10 protein-coding genes are annotated in these 16387 nt (G+C 56.2%); 2 read left to right on the plus strand and 8 right to left on the minus strand.

All coding sequences use genetic code 11. From position 1 onward, the window contains the following. Positions 1-14 precede the first annotated feature (14 nt). Positions 15-1790, plus strand: a complete 1776-nt coding sequence (locus tag XH83_RS35375) for a phosphoenolpyruvate hydrolase family protein (RefSeq protein WP_188637435.1) — start codon at positions 15-17, stop codon at positions 1788-1790. A gap of 7 nt (positions 1791-1797) precedes the next feature. Here the strand turns inward: XH83_RS35375 and XH83_RS35380 are convergent, their stop codons facing one another. The 4 genes from XH83_RS35380 to XH83_RS35395 form a co-directional block, all read right to left on the minus strand. Next, positions 1798-2349 (minus strand): hypothetical protein, encoded by a 552-nt coding sequence (locus XH83_RS35380; RefSeq protein WP_232995603.1) that lies wholly within the window; start codon positions 2347-2349, stop codon positions 1798-1800. Between the two features lie 839 nt (positions 2350-3188). Then, on the minus strand, positions 3189-4004 hold the full coding sequence (locus XH83_RS35385; protein ID WP_164934142.1) for an NAD(P)-dependent oxidoreductase: 816 nt from the start codon (positions 4002-4004) through the stop codon (positions 3189-3191). 102 nt (positions 4005-4106) lie between these two features. Beyond that, the gene (locus XH83_RS35390; RefSeq protein WP_128929761.1) at positions 4107-4778 is read right to left on the minus strand and encodes an HAD family hydrolase; all 672 of its coding nucleotides are present in this window, start codon (positions 4776-4778) and stop codon (positions 4107-4109) included. 8 nt (positions 4779-4786) lie between these two features. Beyond that, on the minus strand, positions 4787-6376 hold the full coding sequence (locus XH83_RS35395) for a hypothetical protein (RefSeq protein ID WP_232995602.1): 1590 nt from the start codon (positions 6374-6376) through the stop codon (positions 4787-4789). A gap of 1002 nt (positions 6377-7378) precedes the next feature. Between XH83_RS35395 and XH83_RS35400 the strand changes: the two genes are divergently transcribed. Beyond that, positions 7379-8584, plus strand: coding sequence for a pyridoxal phosphate-dependent aminotransferase (locus XH83_RS35400; RefSeq protein WP_128929760.1), 1206 nt, complete (start codon positions 7379-7381; stop codon positions 8582-8584). 1228 nt (positions 8585-9812) lie between these two features. Here the strand turns inward: XH83_RS35400 and nodU are convergent. From nodU to XH83_RS35420, 4 genes are all read right to left on the minus strand, one after another. Next, positions 9813-11525: a nodulation protein NodU gene (gene nodU, locus XH83_RS35405; protein ID WP_128955098.1), complete on the minus strand. Its 1713-nt coding sequence runs from the start codon at positions 11523-11525 to the stop codon at positions 9813-9815. A 946-nt stretch (positions 11526-12471) separates the two neighbouring features. Then, complete coding sequence (locus XH83_RS35410) at positions 12472-13170, minus strand: hypothetical protein (protein WP_128929758.1); 699 nt, start codon at positions 13168-13170, stop codon at positions 12472-12474. An 893-nt stretch (positions 13171-14063) separates the two neighbouring features. Further along, complete coding sequence (locus XH83_RS35415; protein WP_232995601.1) at positions 14064-14846, minus strand: enoyl-CoA hydratase-related protein; 783 nt, start codon at positions 14844-14846, stop codon at positions 14064-14066. A 227-nt stretch (positions 14847-15073) separates the two neighbouring features. Next, positions 15074-16336, minus strand: a complete 1263-nt coding sequence (locus tag XH83_RS35420; protein ID WP_128929757.1) for a CaiB/BaiF CoA-transferase family protein — start codon at positions 16334-16336, stop codon at positions 15074-15076. Positions 16337-16387 lie beyond the last annotated feature (51 nt).

Below are 16387 nucleotides of genomic sequence, written 5' to 3' on the forward strand. Positions count from 1 at the left end.
GAGGCGGGCAAGTCATGCACACGCGGACAGACCAGGCAAAGGGCGGCGGCATCAGGCGGTTCTTCCGCAACTCCCGCTCCTTTATGCTTGGGGCTGGAATAGGATCGGGCATGACCGCGCGAGCGGCCGAACGGGCGGGCGCGGATTTCGTTCTCGCCCTTAACGCCGGCCGATTTCGCGCGATGGGGGGCTCTTCGCCAGCCTCAATTCTTCCAATCCGCAATACAAACGAATTCGTGGCGGGCTTCGGCCGGACCGAGATCCTGCCCTCAACGAAATTGCCGGTATTTTTTGGCGCTTGTACCTTCGATCCGCAGCTGGATATCGACCGCTTTCTCGACCGCATCATGCGATGGGGTTTTTCAGGCGTCACCAATTTCCCGTCCGTCATCCACATTGATGACTACAGGAGATCACTGCTTGAAAGTTGCGGGCTCGGCTACGAGCGGGAAATCGAACTCCTGGTCAAAGCCGCAAAACGCGGCCTAATGACCATCGCTTATACTCGCACCCAGTCCGAAGCAAGGCGCATGGTTGAAGCTGGAGCTGAAGCCATCTGTATCAACTTCAATCTCAACCGCGCTGTCGAAAGCGGATGCGACTTGTCGATCAGCCTGTCGGAGCTTGCCGCGCGAACGAGCGCTGTTGCGCGTGTCGCTCAATCCGTCGACGTGAACGCAATTTGCCTGCTTGGTGGCGGGCCAATCACGAAGCCTGACGAACTCCTGGACATCTGCCGAGAAACGGGTGTGCAGGGTTTCATTGGCGGTTCGTCGCTCGACCGCATCCCGCTCGAAATGTCAGTTCTCGAGGTAACCTCGGGCTTTAAGACCATCCACTTATTGCGAGAGAAGGTCGATCTCCTCGAGCGCCAGCTCCAGTTGAGCGGATTCCGGCATGGCGTCATCGCGCAGTCCTCGATCATGAAGCACGTGCTTGAGACTGCAAGGCGCTTGGCAAGTAATCCCAATTCTGTGCTGGTGTGGGGCGAGGCGGGATCGGGAAAGCGAAGGATAGCGAACCTCGTCCATGCCTTTAGCGATCGGAGACACACGAAGGCCGCGCTGTTTCATTGCCGCCGAGGGCCGGCAATCGACACGGTCGGTGCGCTGTTCGGTGCCGAGAGCGCTGAGAATAGGAGGCGCCAACTGTCGCTCCTCGAAGCCGCAAGTGATTCCGCGCTCCTGCTGACGCATGTCGATCAGCTGTCGCGAGATGGGCAAGAGCGTCTCGCGGACTATCTCGAGACGGGTACTTTCACGCCGCTGAACGGCGTATCCGTTGTAAGGTCAAACGCCCGGATCATCGCAACCGCGACAGTGACCCGCGGAGCAAGCTTGGAAAGTGTTCTATGTCCCCGCCTTCTTGCCTTCTTTGCCGGGCTTGACATAGAACAACCCGCTTTGCCAAACCGTCTGGAGGACCTTCCACAGCTCATTCAGCATTTTGCCGTCGAAGCCAAGGGGGATTCGAATGCACAAACGCTGGCAATAGAGAAGTCCGCGTTCTTGGCGTTAGCGGGCCACCATTGGCCCGGAAATTTGAGAGAATTGCGCCAGATCGTCAATCAACTGGTGATGGTGAAAGACGCGCATATAACTGCTGACGTCCTCAAGCCGCTTCTGAACTCGACGTCGCCCGCTCGGCCCAAAGGAGCATTCTCCGAGCGCGAGTGGTTCATCGAAGGCCTAAAACGAAACAGGCTCCACCGTGGCAAGACCGCACAATCTCTTGGGCTTTCAAGGAAGACGCTTTACAACAAGATAAAGAAACTGCGGATCCTAGAATAGCCTACCCTCATTTCTTGCGTCGGGTTTGCTGCGACGTAGTCGCATGCAAAAACGAGAACCTTGGCATCGACGATGCCTGTTGGCCAAGGCTGATCAACCCCATTTCGTCGCAAATCCTACGCGCAAGAGCCTCTTCGGGCAAATACACAATACCTTCGAGATGCGCTCCAAGTCTCGTCTCTGCCATCGTGATCTCAGAATCCTTGGCAGCAACAAACAGGATTTTGAATCCCAGGCTGGCGAACCATTCCATACGTCGAAGTTCGAGCTCCAGTCCGGAGTTAATTGGCATGCCATCCGTAGCCTGCTCAATGATAGATGCAGGTGGGAAATTTGTGACGCCGGAGATTCTCGCCTCTTTCAGCAAGTCGGCAAAATCCTCCCAACAGGCAAAGGGATCGATCATGACCATCGCCGCGTAGGCGCGAATGGACGCTTGCTTGTCGAGGCTGCGCAAATCTCGCAAAAGACAGTCATTCCAGTCGACGACAGGTAAAGTCGCCATTACGAGCATCGAGTCTGCTGGAAAGCTCCGCAGGGACGGCGCGTAGATTTCCAAGGGCGCGCCTCTAGATGCGGCCGTTAAGCGCGTGGCAAGCTTGCAGCTGACTATACCCATTCTTACCCACCCGGAAGTATCGCCGATGTTATACAATGCTTCAGCCCGGTCTAGACCTCCTATTGTTGAGAATGCTCCGGGAGGAAATTCGTGTCTCATTATTTGGCGGACGGCCAAGCGTCGGTCCCGGATGGAGCCTCGCCTGTAAATGTTTCAATCCGTGCGTGTGAAAGCCGGCGTCACCCTTGTCGGTGGTTGGTTGAAGCTGAAGCAAAAATCACCCGCTGGATCCTTTCGCGGCCACTAAGGGGAAATCTCGCGGCCGCCAGTGATGGGAAAGAGGTGTTCCGCTTCACCGCAACCTTCAATGGTCTGGATCACGCGCAAGCGCCAAAGCCCGTGCCGACCCTCGCTCTCCGAATGCGAGAGTGGCGGCGCAAGTCTCCAGCCTGGTCCAGCGTCTCGTCCGGAATCTCTCCGAACTGGGGGGCACCAGGAAAATCTAATTCAATCGGTAATTTGGTCGCGGTGGTCTCCGGCGTCCTATGTCGATGCGTTGGGCGACCAACTATCCGATTTGTCGCCTGCTAACGATAGCCTTCGGCTCCGCTGGCAGACCGGTTCGTCTGCCTTCCTCCCTCAACTTAAGCCGCTGTTGGAGAAATCTGACAGCGGCTTTTTCTTAAAGGACACTAGGCATCTCATTCATTGAAGCGCGAGTGTCGCTAACGAGCGCGCCAATCCTCAAGGGCGGGACCCTTCCACGCTCTCGGCATTGAAGGAACACGCCCGTACCTCCAAAGGCAGTGAGATAGTAAAATTCGATTAGACCGAAGACTTTATGAGTGAGACAAATGAGGTAGAGTCAGTTCGCCTTTGCCCGAGGCAACCGAGGCGTTTAACTTGTTCGCAGCCGCAGCTAGGATCGGCACCGAAACTACGTTCTCGCCCGCTAGGCGCACAGCGCAATTAATATCCTTTGCGGAATTGGCAATTGAGACGGCCAGAACATCGGGTTTTTCGCCCAACAAAAAGGCAGCGAAGGCTTGGAATATTCCGCTGTTAGTGGAACCGCGGCTGACCAGAGAGCGGAGTGTTACAAGATCAATGTCAAGAGCCTTTGCGAATTGGCAGACCTCTGCTGCGACGGCCGCTATGCCCATAGTCATGCTGTTGTAAACAAGCTTGAGCTTATGACCCTGTCCGACTTCTCCGACATGAAGAACGGTCTCACAAAATGCAGCAAGAATGCCTTCCGCCACAGGAAAGAGCGTCTCGTTCGATCCAACGATCGCATTGAGAAGGCCGAACTCAGCTTGTTCGGGGCTACGTGTTACTGGGGCATCTACAAAACCTAGGCCATGTTCTTGAGCCTGCTCCGCCAGTGTAACTGTCGAAGCAGGATAAGATGTCGTGCAGTCAATTATCAAACCGCCACGGGACATATGGACAAAAAGCCCATCCTGCCCAAGGCACACTGCCTCAACCTCGCGGCTTGACGGTAGGGACAACACCACAGCGCTTACATGTTGCGCCAACTCAGCGATCGAAGGATGTTCACGGGCACCGGCTGAAGCAAATCGATTCGCACCGAAACGATTCTTGTTGGCTTTGATATGCAGTTCAATTTGATGACGCATCAGGCTAATACCCATTCCAGTTCCCATTCGCCCGACGCCGACAAGACCTATTCTCTGTTTCGCAGTGCTAGGACCTGCGTTTGGTGATGATGCCTCGCTGAACATGGTTCATGCACTCTAGAAAAAGCCGTGCCTTTGTAAGATAGGCAACAGCTCATGATGGTTGTTAATCGAATAGTCAGGATTTGCCGCCCGCAAGCGCGAGTCCGAAACAAAACCTCCGGTGATCGATATGCTTATGAGTGCGAGATTGCGTGCGATGTCCATTTCGATCGGCATATCGCCGATGATAAACGTCGACGCCGGGTCGAGGCTGTACTTCTGCATGTAGAGGCGAAGCCGCTCTCCTTTGCTCATCGATTTGTATTGAGTGGCGCGGCTTTCAAAGGCGAGAGCTTCGTTGATGTAGTCATGGATTCCAAGTCTTCTCAATTGGGACCGAAGGGGGGCAACGATATGGTTGCTCACGATGACGGACAAAGCTGCTTCTCGGTGCGCTAGCTCCAGCACTCTACGCGCGCCCTCGCGCAGATCGGCGCGATCCGCAAGTGGTTCATAGGTGTTGTGAAAGACAGCGCTGCCATCGCGATCCACGGCCGCAACCTCGTCCTGCGACATTCCGAGATTGCGATAAAGAAGAGATAGCGGGAGGTCGCAATGTTCCCGAAACGTCTCCATATTGATCGGCGCGTAACCAAAGCGGTTCAGAATAGCATTAGTCGTTTGAAGCAGTGCGTGCGCATCATCGAGCAACGTTCCATTCCAATCAAAGACGAGAACGGGTTTCATTAATGACCTCAAGCGTGAACTGATTGCATGCGGGGAAGATCAGCCACCAATTCGCGCAGATTCCTGTCCGCCCGCTCCTGTCCCGCCCGAGTTGGCATCTCGAATGTAAAGGGTGACAGATCGAAGCTCTCCGGTCTCAGGGGCAGCAACGATTCTAGCAGTGGGAAGGGCAGATACGTTATCGAGGCTGCGTTGATGGATGTCGCGATGTTGCTTTCGATGAGTCTCAAAACGTGGGGTTCCATCTTGTGAAAGCGAAGGCTTTGCGTTCGCTGCTCGGACGGCAGTCGTTTCCAAATCTGCCAGAATGCGAGCTCATCGAGTGTGTTGATACCCATGCCGTAGTAGTTCGGAGCCACTATAGGCGGCGAACCGATCGCCCAATGCACGGCTTTGGCTCCGGCGGTAAGGAGCATGCTCGTGACAGCTCGACTGGTATCGCCGCGAATGAGTGCTTCGTCGACAATTACTACGCTGGTTTTAGTCAGGTCAGTTTCCAGTACTCGGTACTTTTGAGAAATGCGGGACTTTCGCTCGTCGGTCGTGCCGATGAGCGTTCGCTGAAGAAACGTCGTGGCGACCACTTCACGACGCTCGGCGAGCAGCCCGTATTCCGCGAGAGATGCGTACAGGCCATCGGCGAACGGACCACCTGTACGCGGCTTGGAGGAAACGAGTGTGCAGGTAGGATCTGCTTCAGCTTGCAGTCGCTGCGCAACAATCCCACCCAAGGCAGCACCGATATTGTACCGGGTTTCGAAATGTGAATGGCCTTCGACCGACGTATTCGGACTTCCTAAATAGAGAGCTTCGTACGCGCAGAGCCTGGCTTTATGTCGCCCGTTGTGCACGGCACGACTAACGCTGCCCCCCGTCGTTCCGTCCACATACGTTATGTGGCCCGGCGAGATCTGCCGCGTCTTACCCTCGAGAGCGGCAAAGGCACAATTTTCAGAGGCGAAGAGCAAGAACCCGTCATCTGTTTGCATGGTCTCCAACGGTCGCAAGCCGCTTCGATTGCGGTAAGCAATGAGATTTCCGTCTCCGTCCAGGAAAAGCGCGCTAATAGCGCCGTCAATACGATCGTCAATCTCTCGAAAAACGGTTTCGTAATTGGCCGCTAGACCGTGGCGCCAGTAGTGTCGTTCACAACAGCGTTCAATACACTTGAGCAAGAGCTCAGCATCTGTGTTGACGGTTGATCGTTGCTCCTGGGCAAGAAAGGCTCCCCTGAGTTCACGAGCATTGACCAAGGCCTCATCCAGAGAAATGGCCAGATGGCGGCTGGTGCCTGCATTGTTATGAATTGACTGAAGGTCGACGCCATCACTGAGTTCGCGGCATCGGCTACGGACTTGAGCGATTGCAACATGAGGCCGAAAACGCCGATCTTGTTCGTTGGGATCAATGCGCACTGAAGCGCTCGATGACTGAAACGCTCTCCCATATCGAATACCTTGTTTGTGCATGAAAGCCGCAACGCCGACCGCCGCCTGGCCACGAAGCGCAAGTTTCGGGATCATGTGCTCGAGTCGATCATAAACATCCGCCTGCGAATTGCTTGAAGGACAAAAAAACGCAGCAGCAACGCCGGACATGCCTTTACCCCTCTTGTCGAAGAACCGATGTCCCGGCTCGCATCATTGGCGAATGCACCACGGCGTGACGACGTGGCTCTGCTCTCTTTAAGCAAGCGCCGTACCACTCCTCAGACGAGCTGGCTCGCGCTGATGCAACAACGAAGGTCGAGATACGCAAACAGTTTGGCGACCCGCGATGAGCTCCGTGTCCGAATCCCGACATTCTGTCTAAGGTGCGACGAGCTCGTCCGAAAAGTGTCAGGCGCCGACCGTTGGTCTGAGACTCTCACGCTCGCGCGTGGGTACGAGGCAGTGTCCTCACATTAGCGAGCATGACCAATGCGAGTCGCGCCAAGCCGGCCGCGGGGCTTTGCTGGCATCCAGCAGAAGGAAGTATTGCCCGGATGAACTACCAACAATAGTGATTGATCAAGAGATGGTTTCTTGGCAATGAACGGTGGGTAACTGCTGCGGATCACGCGCTGATCGCAAGGCAGATGGGAGGAGGTCGGCAATTAAGATCAACCACAATCGACTATCGTCAACGGGCTAGTCGAGGCGGCAAGGCGGGTCGCAGAACGATCACATGGAGGTTGTGGCGTGTTGAGGCTGAACGCTGCCATGCGCTCGTTGATGAAGACAGGAGCTTCGGCAAGTTGGCAGATGGCACGACTCGTGGCGCGCTCACCAGCCCGCATTGCATGGTGGCGTCCTGCCGAGCGACATCGGGGTCCAAAAGTCGATCTGTTTGTTCCCAGCATTATCGCCGTGCCAATACTACTGAAGGTCGGCTGCGGTTGGCTCTGGTCCGCGTCTTGTGCGTGTTCGGCTTCAATTCCGGAGTAGTCGCAACCACGTGTTGTGCATATTGAGAAAGGGCTTGGTGGTTTCGGTGAACTCTCGGCGGTTGGGAAGAGCTTGTTCAACCCGAAGAGCGATATCTCCGAAACAGATCAAGGAACGTCCGGTCACGCGGCTGGGATCACTTCACAAGCGCGACAACTTTGCAGGAGAGCGCCTATGCCGTCGCGCCCGATGTCCTTCCTTTCTAGATCCCGAAAAGCCGGCCACGACTTAGCCACGGTAGCTGTGATTGGGCGCCGGTTCATTGATCTGGCAACCGACGAAATCGTCGTCGAGCCGTCCTCATCAGTGTGCGAAGGAGCGATGGCTGCGGTCAACGCCGAAGCGAACCGCTATGTCGATCTCATTGGGCTTACGCCCCTTCGCAGGGCCGTCGCCGAAAAGCTCTCGGTCGAAACGCGCGTTGGTTGGAGTGCGGAAGAGATCGTAATCACTACGGGCGCGCAGCAAGCGCTGCTCTATGCGGCCGTGACTGTCCTAGCGCCGGGCGACGAGGTTATCATTATTCGCCCCTGGCGGCCGATATTGCTGTCCCAGGTCGTTCTCGCTGGTGCAGCACCAGTGTTCGTTGATGCTCGCTGCCCGAGATATATTCCCGATATCAGTGCAATCCGAGTTGCTGTCACACCGCAGACGAAAGCTATAATAATCAATTCGCCAAATAACCCGACCGGCGCAGTCTACAATCGAACGATACTACAAGATATCGGCGAACTCGCTATCGAACGCCAGATATGGATCATTTCCGATGAGTGCTACTCGGGACTGGTATTCACTGGTTTTCGTCACCACGAGTCGATCGTCATGGCGCACCCCCGGGTACGTTCGCGGACGATCATAGTCAAGTCGTTTTCAAGGGAGTTGATGATAACCGGCTGGCGCTTGGGCTATTTCGCCGCGCCCGCGCAGCTCGTTTCCGCGGTAAGAAAGCTTCAGAGCCATGCAATCGCAACTCCGAATGTAATCGCGCAGCAGGCGATCCTGCACCACCTTCAAGCCAGCGATGGCAGCTTTGAGGAGCAGATCTATCAGCGTCTTGTCGACGCTCGCAACATAGGTCTTCACATCCTTTCTGATCTACGCGATGTAACTCCATCCCGCGCCGATGGTTCGTTCTGTTTTTATCTCAATCTGAGTCGGCTTTTGTCTGCTTTGCGGACTGAAGGCTCAGTGCGATCTGCCGATGACATCGCACGAGTGCTCCTCGAAGAAGCTAATGTAGGATGTGTTCCAGGCGACGCTTTCGGCGACGCGAACGGCCTACGTCTCTCCTTCGGTGCTCCACCGGAGCTATTGGAGATGGGGCTCAAACGCATCGTCGAGGCGCTCAACGGTCTAAGGCGCGGGCAGCCAGGGACCTAACCGCATCAGAAATGAAGGAATTTGAGCTGAGTGTCCGTCGTTCACCTCATCCATTGCCGCTAAGCGGCGGATAGGGCTTTCGATATCTTGTTAACGGCGAGATTGCTCTATTTCAAAATTAAGCCCTAGCGATGCCGCCACTTCTGGCGATCAATCTCCTGATCTGGTCCGTGATAAGGGCATCGCTGTGAGTCTCACTCAAGAGTCGAGCTCAAAACGTCTAACGTGGGCCAGTCATAAACTGCAAAATCGAACTCGATCCGAACCATAAGAGTCCTTACTAGCGGCGGCGGCTTGTTCCAACGGGGAGCGCAGAGGAAGCTCTGGTGCGGCATAAGCCACGCTCGTTCAACATGGATGGCAATGTAGGGTTAAGCGGTCCTCTGGTTTGCTGCGGCCACAGACAGGTGCAGCAGGACAATCGGCGACGACAGGATCTTCGAGTGCGGACGGCAAGTGAGCTTGTTCGCTTACGATCCGTACATGGTCGGTCGCTGGCGGGGGTTAATCGTGAATCAGGTCTGCCGTCAATTTGAACTGTCACTGCCAGCGCGGCCCAGACGTGCTTTCGTTCATCGGCAGGAGGGATGCTGACCAAGGGACGTTGTCGGTCACCGAGGCGCCGCGTTCGTTCTCGATCCGATCGATGGTACTACCGAAGCACCGAAGCGCGCGAACCCGCCACCTCAACACCATCGCCGAGCGCGCTATGCGAACTTCATTCGTATCAGGTGTCATCCTCTGAGGTCGGGGATCCAGGATGCCCACTCGCACCCTGCTAAGCTCATAGGCCGTTGGTCCTGCGACTGCTGCACCCGAAAAGCAGCCGTACTCTTTTCGGACTCGGATATGCGTCAAGCCATTCCGAACACATCCGCTTACTACAGCGCGTGGATTGTGCTGATCCCGGCCAAAACAGTTGGCGTTTCCCTTGGCAAGCGAGGCCACGTGCGTATTGCGTTGCACTGTCAGATTGCGGCCATGCCGCAACTCTAAGTGATCACGTTGGTGTACTCGTGCCGCCTTACAAAAACTAATCGCTCGCGCCAACTGCGACACAAGTCAAATCCTGGCGGCTGGATGAGGGCGACGCTCAGGGAGGCTGCATTCGTCGCCGGAGCCGCTCTACCGAGTATTACTCAAATTGCGTTGTGCGCCCTCTAGAACAGGCTATTATAGCGCGACAATCTGGTTGGGAAGCACTGTCACTGATTGTCGCGCCGCACGGTTATCGAGCTTTGGTCCACAGTATGCCGTCGCCCCATACGTGCTCGACGCGTCCCCACTCGCAGGCTGCTGCGACATGCGGGAAGAACCCACGTCCATGGTGGTTTGCACTCGTATTGCAAAGCAGCGGAATGCCTGTGAGCTTTTCGTATTCGACGAGAAGCTCGGCGACTTTGTGCTGAGAGGTCCTGCAAATCGTCTGCAATCGCGCCGATCCATCGAGATGTACAACAGCGGGGATTTTGTCCCGCCATTCTGGTCGTGTCTGGTGATCGAAAAGCATGTAAGGGTCCGGTGTTCCGGGACTAAATATATCCGGCGCACGATCCTCTAGGCATATCGGAGCCACTGGCCGGAAGTGTTCGCGAAGTTTGATGTCGTTGAGATAATCCTTCATTCGCGGCGAGGTCGCGGGGGCGAGAATGCTTCTGCTACCCAACGCCCGAGGCCCAAGCTCGGCGCGGCCGGTAAGAAAAATCACGGGCTTGTTGCCGGCAAGAATGGTCGCAAGTTCATGCAGACTACACGGCGCGGCCTTCCATTCGGGGGGTACATCTCGACGTTGCAAGGCTGGACCACTATATACCGACCATTCCAACGGCGAGAAGCCTTTTTCCACCACCATTGCGCAGCAAGCGGCACCGATTGCCGAGCCACTGTCATTCGGAAACGGGGGCACCCAGACGGCATCGAACAGGCCTGTCGCACGTAGTGCGCTGTTCCATTTGATATTGAGACCGCAGCCACCTGCTACGCACAGATTGCGCGCCCCAAGATATGAATGCCGCTGCAAAGCAAGCGCCATTTTGCGGACGAGGAGACGCTCGAGGAAGCAATGAAACGATGCCAGCACATCTTCGGGGGCCCTGGCCTTTAGGTGGCGCGCGCTGGCGTCGAAGAAGTCATGCACAGCCGCAAGCGCGGACTCCATGCTCTCAATGTCTGTACGGAAACTGGCAAGTTTCGTGTCGGCCGCAAAGCGCTCCTGGTAGAGTTCCTCAAAGACCGTGACAATGTTTTCAATGACAGACCCGAGCGCGATATACGCCATCAGCTTGCCGGCTACACCCAGGTTAAGCTTGCCGGCACCGCCCGGGTCCACCTTGCCGGGGCCACCCAGGTCCCAGTTAGCGCGGTTCGCCTGCTTATACGGTCCAAAATGAAGTCCCGCGGCGGCATAGACATGCCCAATCACCGGGAACAGGCATTCGATGAACTGAGCGCCTCGATGTTCTACGTGATAAAGACGTGGAAAGGTGCCGCCGTCCCACACGAGGCAGAAGGCGGGCTGTCCAGCTTTGGCAAAGGGGCTGGTGCAGTATGCGGAGGCTACATGGCCTGTGACGTGCGGATAGCTTCTATAAGGGAAATCGCTGCCATCGAGCCTAAGACCAGAGCCATCGCACGAGGTGAGAAGGCCGTCGGCATGGCGTTCAACATAGGGCGCCCCTTTGAGAGTGATCGGTGTCGTCCCGCTGAGAACCTGGAACTGCGACTCCGCCACCCCCGCCCAGCCATCGATGACGAACTGATCAACTTCTTGCGGATCCAGACCGTGTTCGGTCAAAGCGACGACGATTGCATCGAGGTTGTCGATTGTTTGATACCGCGGATTGTTGCTCCGTTTCTCCTGCTCGATACAAAAGATAAGCCGTCCGTCCTCAACAAGAGCAATCCCGCCGTCATGTGTCAGCTTGATACCGCAGATGCGCATAGTGCCTCCTTGTCTGATGCCGGCAATTCGATTGACAAAGACCGAATCGAACTTAGAAAGATGCGAATAGGAAATCGTCGTGGATCGATTCTGGCACCGCTCGCGCTCGACGTCGGTCTAAGGTTGCATTCCACATACCCACGACCGTCTCGGCACTAGCAGCGTGACCCCAGCGCGGCGATCCGATTACTAGATGCCGCACGTAGCGCAGTGCACGATCTAGACCAATGCAAATCGCAGGAATCCCTCGCGGTTTCTCGGCCGACTCTCGCGTTCGCAAACTGCTTGGCGGGTTCCTGACATCAGACGAGTGTGTTTTCGGACAGAAGCATGCGCTACGCCAATTGGGAGGTGCTATCCGACCTACCGCCGCGAACTGGACTCGGCGGTCGGTTTGGCTTCTCCGGTCAACAGCGGAAGTACCGCAACACGCAGATCATTGATGCATCGATCATCGAGAGCTACCGCGTGCAGGCCAAGCGGACGAAGGAATTTGGCCGACTCGGCGCGATGTTGACGTCGACGGGCGGCTCGAGGTGCGCAGCCTCTCCAAATTTATTGTCGTCGTCGGCGCACCTGTCGAGGCCTTGCGTGACGTGTCGCTCATGGCCAGCGAATTCGTTGTACAGCCTGGCCTTGAAGTCCGTAAAGAGCCAGGGCCTCAATCTAACGTTGTTGTCGAGAAAGCTTGGCGATCGTCGATCAAGTAGCTAGACGGCCCGCAGCTTGTAACTCCAACACAAAGACTTCGAGCCGCCGTATCGCGCGGCAGCGAGGCACGGGAATTGCCAAGCCGCTCCAGCCAGCAAATCACCTCTATCGCCATTTTTCCACCATTGTGAACCCATTCATATTTCTGAGATCAACATTTTAGTGGTCTCACGTGCGCGAGCGAAGACCGCCGACTAGATAGGCATGTTGGTCGCGGGAAAGTTCGGTTGACTCTTTAGTACTTTTCAAATCCCACCATTTTCATGGTCCAGCGGCTGACACCCCCCTTGTCGTCGCGATGAATGAACATCTTCCTGATTGTAGTCTCGAGGTTTCTACGCTCGATCGCGGGCAGGAACGGAATGTCGAGCCGACGTGTCTGAGCGAATTTCTCAACTACGGTCTCAGTTGAATTGCAGGAAGGCAATCGTGCGGCAATCCCGTGCGTGGTATGTAGATCCTCGATAAAGTAGAAACCGCCAGGCTCGACGATGGGAAACAGCTTCGCTAGAGCAAGCTGCTGGTGATAAGCTGCGTGCGAAGCGTCATCAATGATGATCCTTACGGGCGGGAGCGAGTTCGCTAGGCGTTCCAGGGCTACCGTATCGCCCATGTCAAGGCGCTCGAAACGGAACCGGTCCATCTTAAAGGCGCTGAAATCGGCAACGTCGCATCCGATGATCTCGGCTTTGGGAAAGAACTCCAGCCACATCTTAATAGACGGAATGTCGTCAACCTTGCGACCGACCACTACATCGGGATCGAGAGAGCCGTTTCCGTGTTGTAATCCAATCTCGACCATCGTGAAAGGTTGCTGGCGGAATTCTTCGAACAGAAAAGAGTAGAAGCTGGTGTAGCCGTGGGCGTCGCCTACCTCATTCCCCTTGTCGGTTCCGAGGGCATTAGCTCGCTTGGTCAAATTCGGTGCGCTCATTGCAGCATTTCCTATTCTCGGATGGAGCATTACACGGCGGGTCAGCTTCTGAGTTCAAGAAGCATACCAAAACCGTCAGTCTGAGTTTCCTTCTTATTCTCATCTGGCACGTGTCTCAGGTAGAACGGGTGTGTCGTGACTCCGACAGTGCGCCGCATGCTCCTTCTCGGTTCTTTAACGCGTCCCCCACGTGCAAATGCGGCGGCTGATGGTGACTCCGCCCACCGCCCCGACAGCGGCAGTGTGGTAGCCTCTCCCGGCATCTGCACCCCTCGCTACGGCTCCAACAGCGCGATGGGATCTCGGGGGATCACGAGTCACGTACTGGCGTTTGCGCTGAGTGACCGACGGGCGCTGGAAGGTCACAAGTTATTCCAAGAAACCGGTAGCCGCTTTGAGATGTATTACTGCAACCGCACAGATCCGCGCGAACGAGTAAGGTCGACGGTCGCAAATGCCGCATCGTCTTAGTCGCCTTACGACTGAGCTTCGACTGGCTCGCCTCAATCGACTAGATCCAACTGGGCACCCTCTTGTCTGAAGCATATACGGCGCGGCGGTCTGTATTTCTCCTTCCTAGCAGTCCCGATATTCTCAGCCGGGACAATCGTACCCAGAATATCTAAGTACCGATGCAATTCGACCATTGCGACCAGAAGCAAACCGGCGGCCAGCTTTAGCTCAGAGCGACGCGGTTGCGCCGCCGATTGAACTCGTGGCTCTCGCCGGGAGCGAAGATGACAGGGTGATCGAGACGATCAACGATGATCCGGCTAGGCCATCGTAGCTTCCAATGCCTCAGCACCACAAGCAGCCCGACGGCTCTCGTGCGGCGCTCGCAAATCTGCTCGCTTTGTATTGTGTTCCTAAGAGCAGAATTCTGCAAAGGGGTTCTATTTCCCCTGGTAATTTGGGGGCCGCTTCTCGAAGAAAGCGTCCATCCCTTCCTGCTGATCAGAAGTGGTGAAAGCAACCCGGATCGCTTGCCGTTCAAATTCCACACCGGCATCGAGGTTCGTTTGATAGGCGGCCAGAACGGCAGCCTTCGCAAGCTCCGTCGATCGAGGCGGCTTCTGTGCGATTATTTCCGCAATCTCGAGCGCGCGTGCCCGCGCCTGGCCCGTTTCTGTAACCTCGGAGACCATTCCTGCCTGCATTGCGGCACGGGCCGAAATTGATTGGCCAGTGAGGATCATCAGCATGGCAAGCGATTTGCCCGCCACGCGTGTCAACCGCTGGGTTCCGCCGTCACCCGGCAAAACGCCGATGTTGATTTCAGGTTGACCGAAGAGCGCGCCTTCGCCTGCGATAATGATATCGGCCAGCATTGCAAGTTCGTGACCGCCCCCAAGACAAACGCCCTCTACGGCAGCTATGATCGGCTTGAGACAGTTGGTGAGGTCGCGCCAATCATTGCGTCGGGCGAGATTGTTAATGGCCTCGAAGCCGCGTTGTTGCATCTCCTTGATATCCGCGCCCGCGCAAAAGAACGTGTCGGTGCCGCAAAGCACGATGCAGCGGACGTCCTCATCCAAAATTGCGTCTCGGCAGGCCGATGCAAGTGCCGCGATAAGCTCATTGCTCAGGGCATTTCGCTTCGCCGGCCTGTTCATGCTCAGCAGGCGGACGTGCGGGAGAGGGGAAGTGGATAGCACGAGTTCGGATTTTTGGATCACGAGAGAATTCTTCCTGGAGAATGGGAGAAGAACCAGAACTTCTTCTCGACTTGGATCGGGATGCACCTTGCGTAAGCTGGCTTGCAGCGAGCTTCGGAGAGATCATTGCGTTGCACACAATTCGCTGCCATTCATCCGGGCAAGCTGCCGAGGACCCGAGGTTGATATGGTTGCTATCGTGCGAGCAAGGCCAGGAAAAACAGACACCACATTGTGGTTTGGGCGGGCTATCCGAAAGCCTTTCTGCTTCGAGCCTCCTGAATCGCCTGCTCCGAGAAGCCAAAGGAAGTCAGGACCTCCTCGGTAGCGGCACCGATCGGCGCGGGGTGAATCCGGACGGCTGGAGGTGTGCGTGAGAGCCGGACTGGCAGTCCGGCGAGCGAAACGACTCCTCGCCCGGGTACCTCAACCTGCCACATGATGCCGTTTTGGCTTGCCTGAGGGTGGCTGATCGCTTCTGGAATTTCATTCACAGGTGAGCAGAGCAGATCCACGGAAGCCAGACGATCGAGTACCTCCGAAGTGTTCAAGGTCATCAAAGCCGGCGCACAATATTCCTGAATGGCGGTCAGATTTTCGATCTGCTTTTCGCGTGTAGCGAGTTCAGGCCGCGTGCTTATGTCCGGTAGATCGAGCGCCTGGCAAAGCAGGCCAAGCGGGTTGTCGCGAAAGAGCATTACAACGGCTACCCAACCGTCCGCGGTCCTGACGAGCATCGCCTGACGCGTCCAGTCGGTTTTCACACCATAGATGCTCTCGCTGGCGATTTCGCACAGCTGCATAGCGAGCGAAACATCGAACAGCGACGTCGACACCAGTTGTCCCCGGCCCGAGGTCTGGCGTTCGATGACGGCGGCAAGAATGCCCTGGACGAGCGACATCGCCGCGCCATAGTCGACAATAGGAGAGTTCGTCAGCTGCGGAGGCTGGTGCTCCTGCAGTCCTCCCCGTGCCAACCCGCTAAATGCCTGCGCCAGCATGTCCTGGCCCGGACGATCTGCAAGCGGACCTGTTTCCCCGAAACCAAACCCCGCAGCATAGATGAGACGGGGATTGCGTGTGCTAAGATCCTTATAGCCGAGGCCCAGCCGCTCCATCACGCCGGGGCGGAAGTTGTGCATCAACACGTCAGCGCGGTCGACCAGGGTCAGCAAGATCTCAAAGGCGGCCGGGTTCTTCAAATCCAAGGCGAGTGTCCGCTTGTTTCTGCCCATCGCAGCGTAATACGCGCTCATCCCGCCGACGCGGGTGGCCTCAAAATCAAGCCCGCGCGTGATGTCACCTTGGGGACGTTCGATCTTGATGACGTCCGCGCCAAAATCCCCCAACACCTGTCCTGCAAGCGGCACCTGCATCACCATGCCGACTTCCAGAACGATCAAGCCGTCAAGGGCGCCACGCGCTACGGAGGCAGTTGCTTTATCGCTCACGACAGGCCTTTCCCTCAGATTGGAACGCTCGATACTATGCCGCGCGATCGTCGCCGTCAAGATTACTATATCCCATTATAAAATTGATATATTGCAATGCGCTGCGAAACC

This window comes from Bradyrhizobium sp. CCBAU 53351 (assembly GCF_015291745.1).
Taxonomy (GTDB): Bacteria; Pseudomonadota; Alphaproteobacteria; order Rhizobiales; family Xanthobacteraceae; genus Bradyrhizobium.

Coding starts and splice junctions, on each gene's coding strand:
- XH83_RS35400 (WP_128929760.1), top strand. CDS start 7,379: ATGCCGTCGCGCCCGATGTCCTTCCTTTCTAGATCCCGAAAAGCCGGC.
- XH83_RS35385 (WP_164934142.1), bottom strand. CDS start 4,004: ATGGGTATTAGCCTGATGCGTCATCAAATTGAACTGCATATCAAAGCC.
- XH83_RS35390 (WP_128929761.1), bottom strand. CDS start 4,778: ATGAAACCCGTTCTCGTCTTTGATTGGAATGGAACGTTGCTCGATGAT.
- XH83_RS35395 (WP_232995602.1), bottom strand. CDS start 6,376: ATGTCCGGCGTTGCTGCTGCGTTTTTTTGTCCTTCAAGCAATTCGCAG.
- XH83_RS35375 (WP_188637435.1), top strand. CDS start 15: ATGCACACGCGGACAGACCAGGCAAAGGGCGGCGGCATCAGGCGGTTC.
- XH83_RS35410 (WP_128929758.1), bottom strand. CDS start 13,170: ATGAGCGCACCGAATTTGACCAAGCGAGCTAATGCCCTCGGAACCGAC.
- nodU (WP_128955098.1), bottom strand. CDS start 11,525: ATGCGCATCTGCGGTATCAAGCTGACACATGACGGCGGGATTGCTCTT.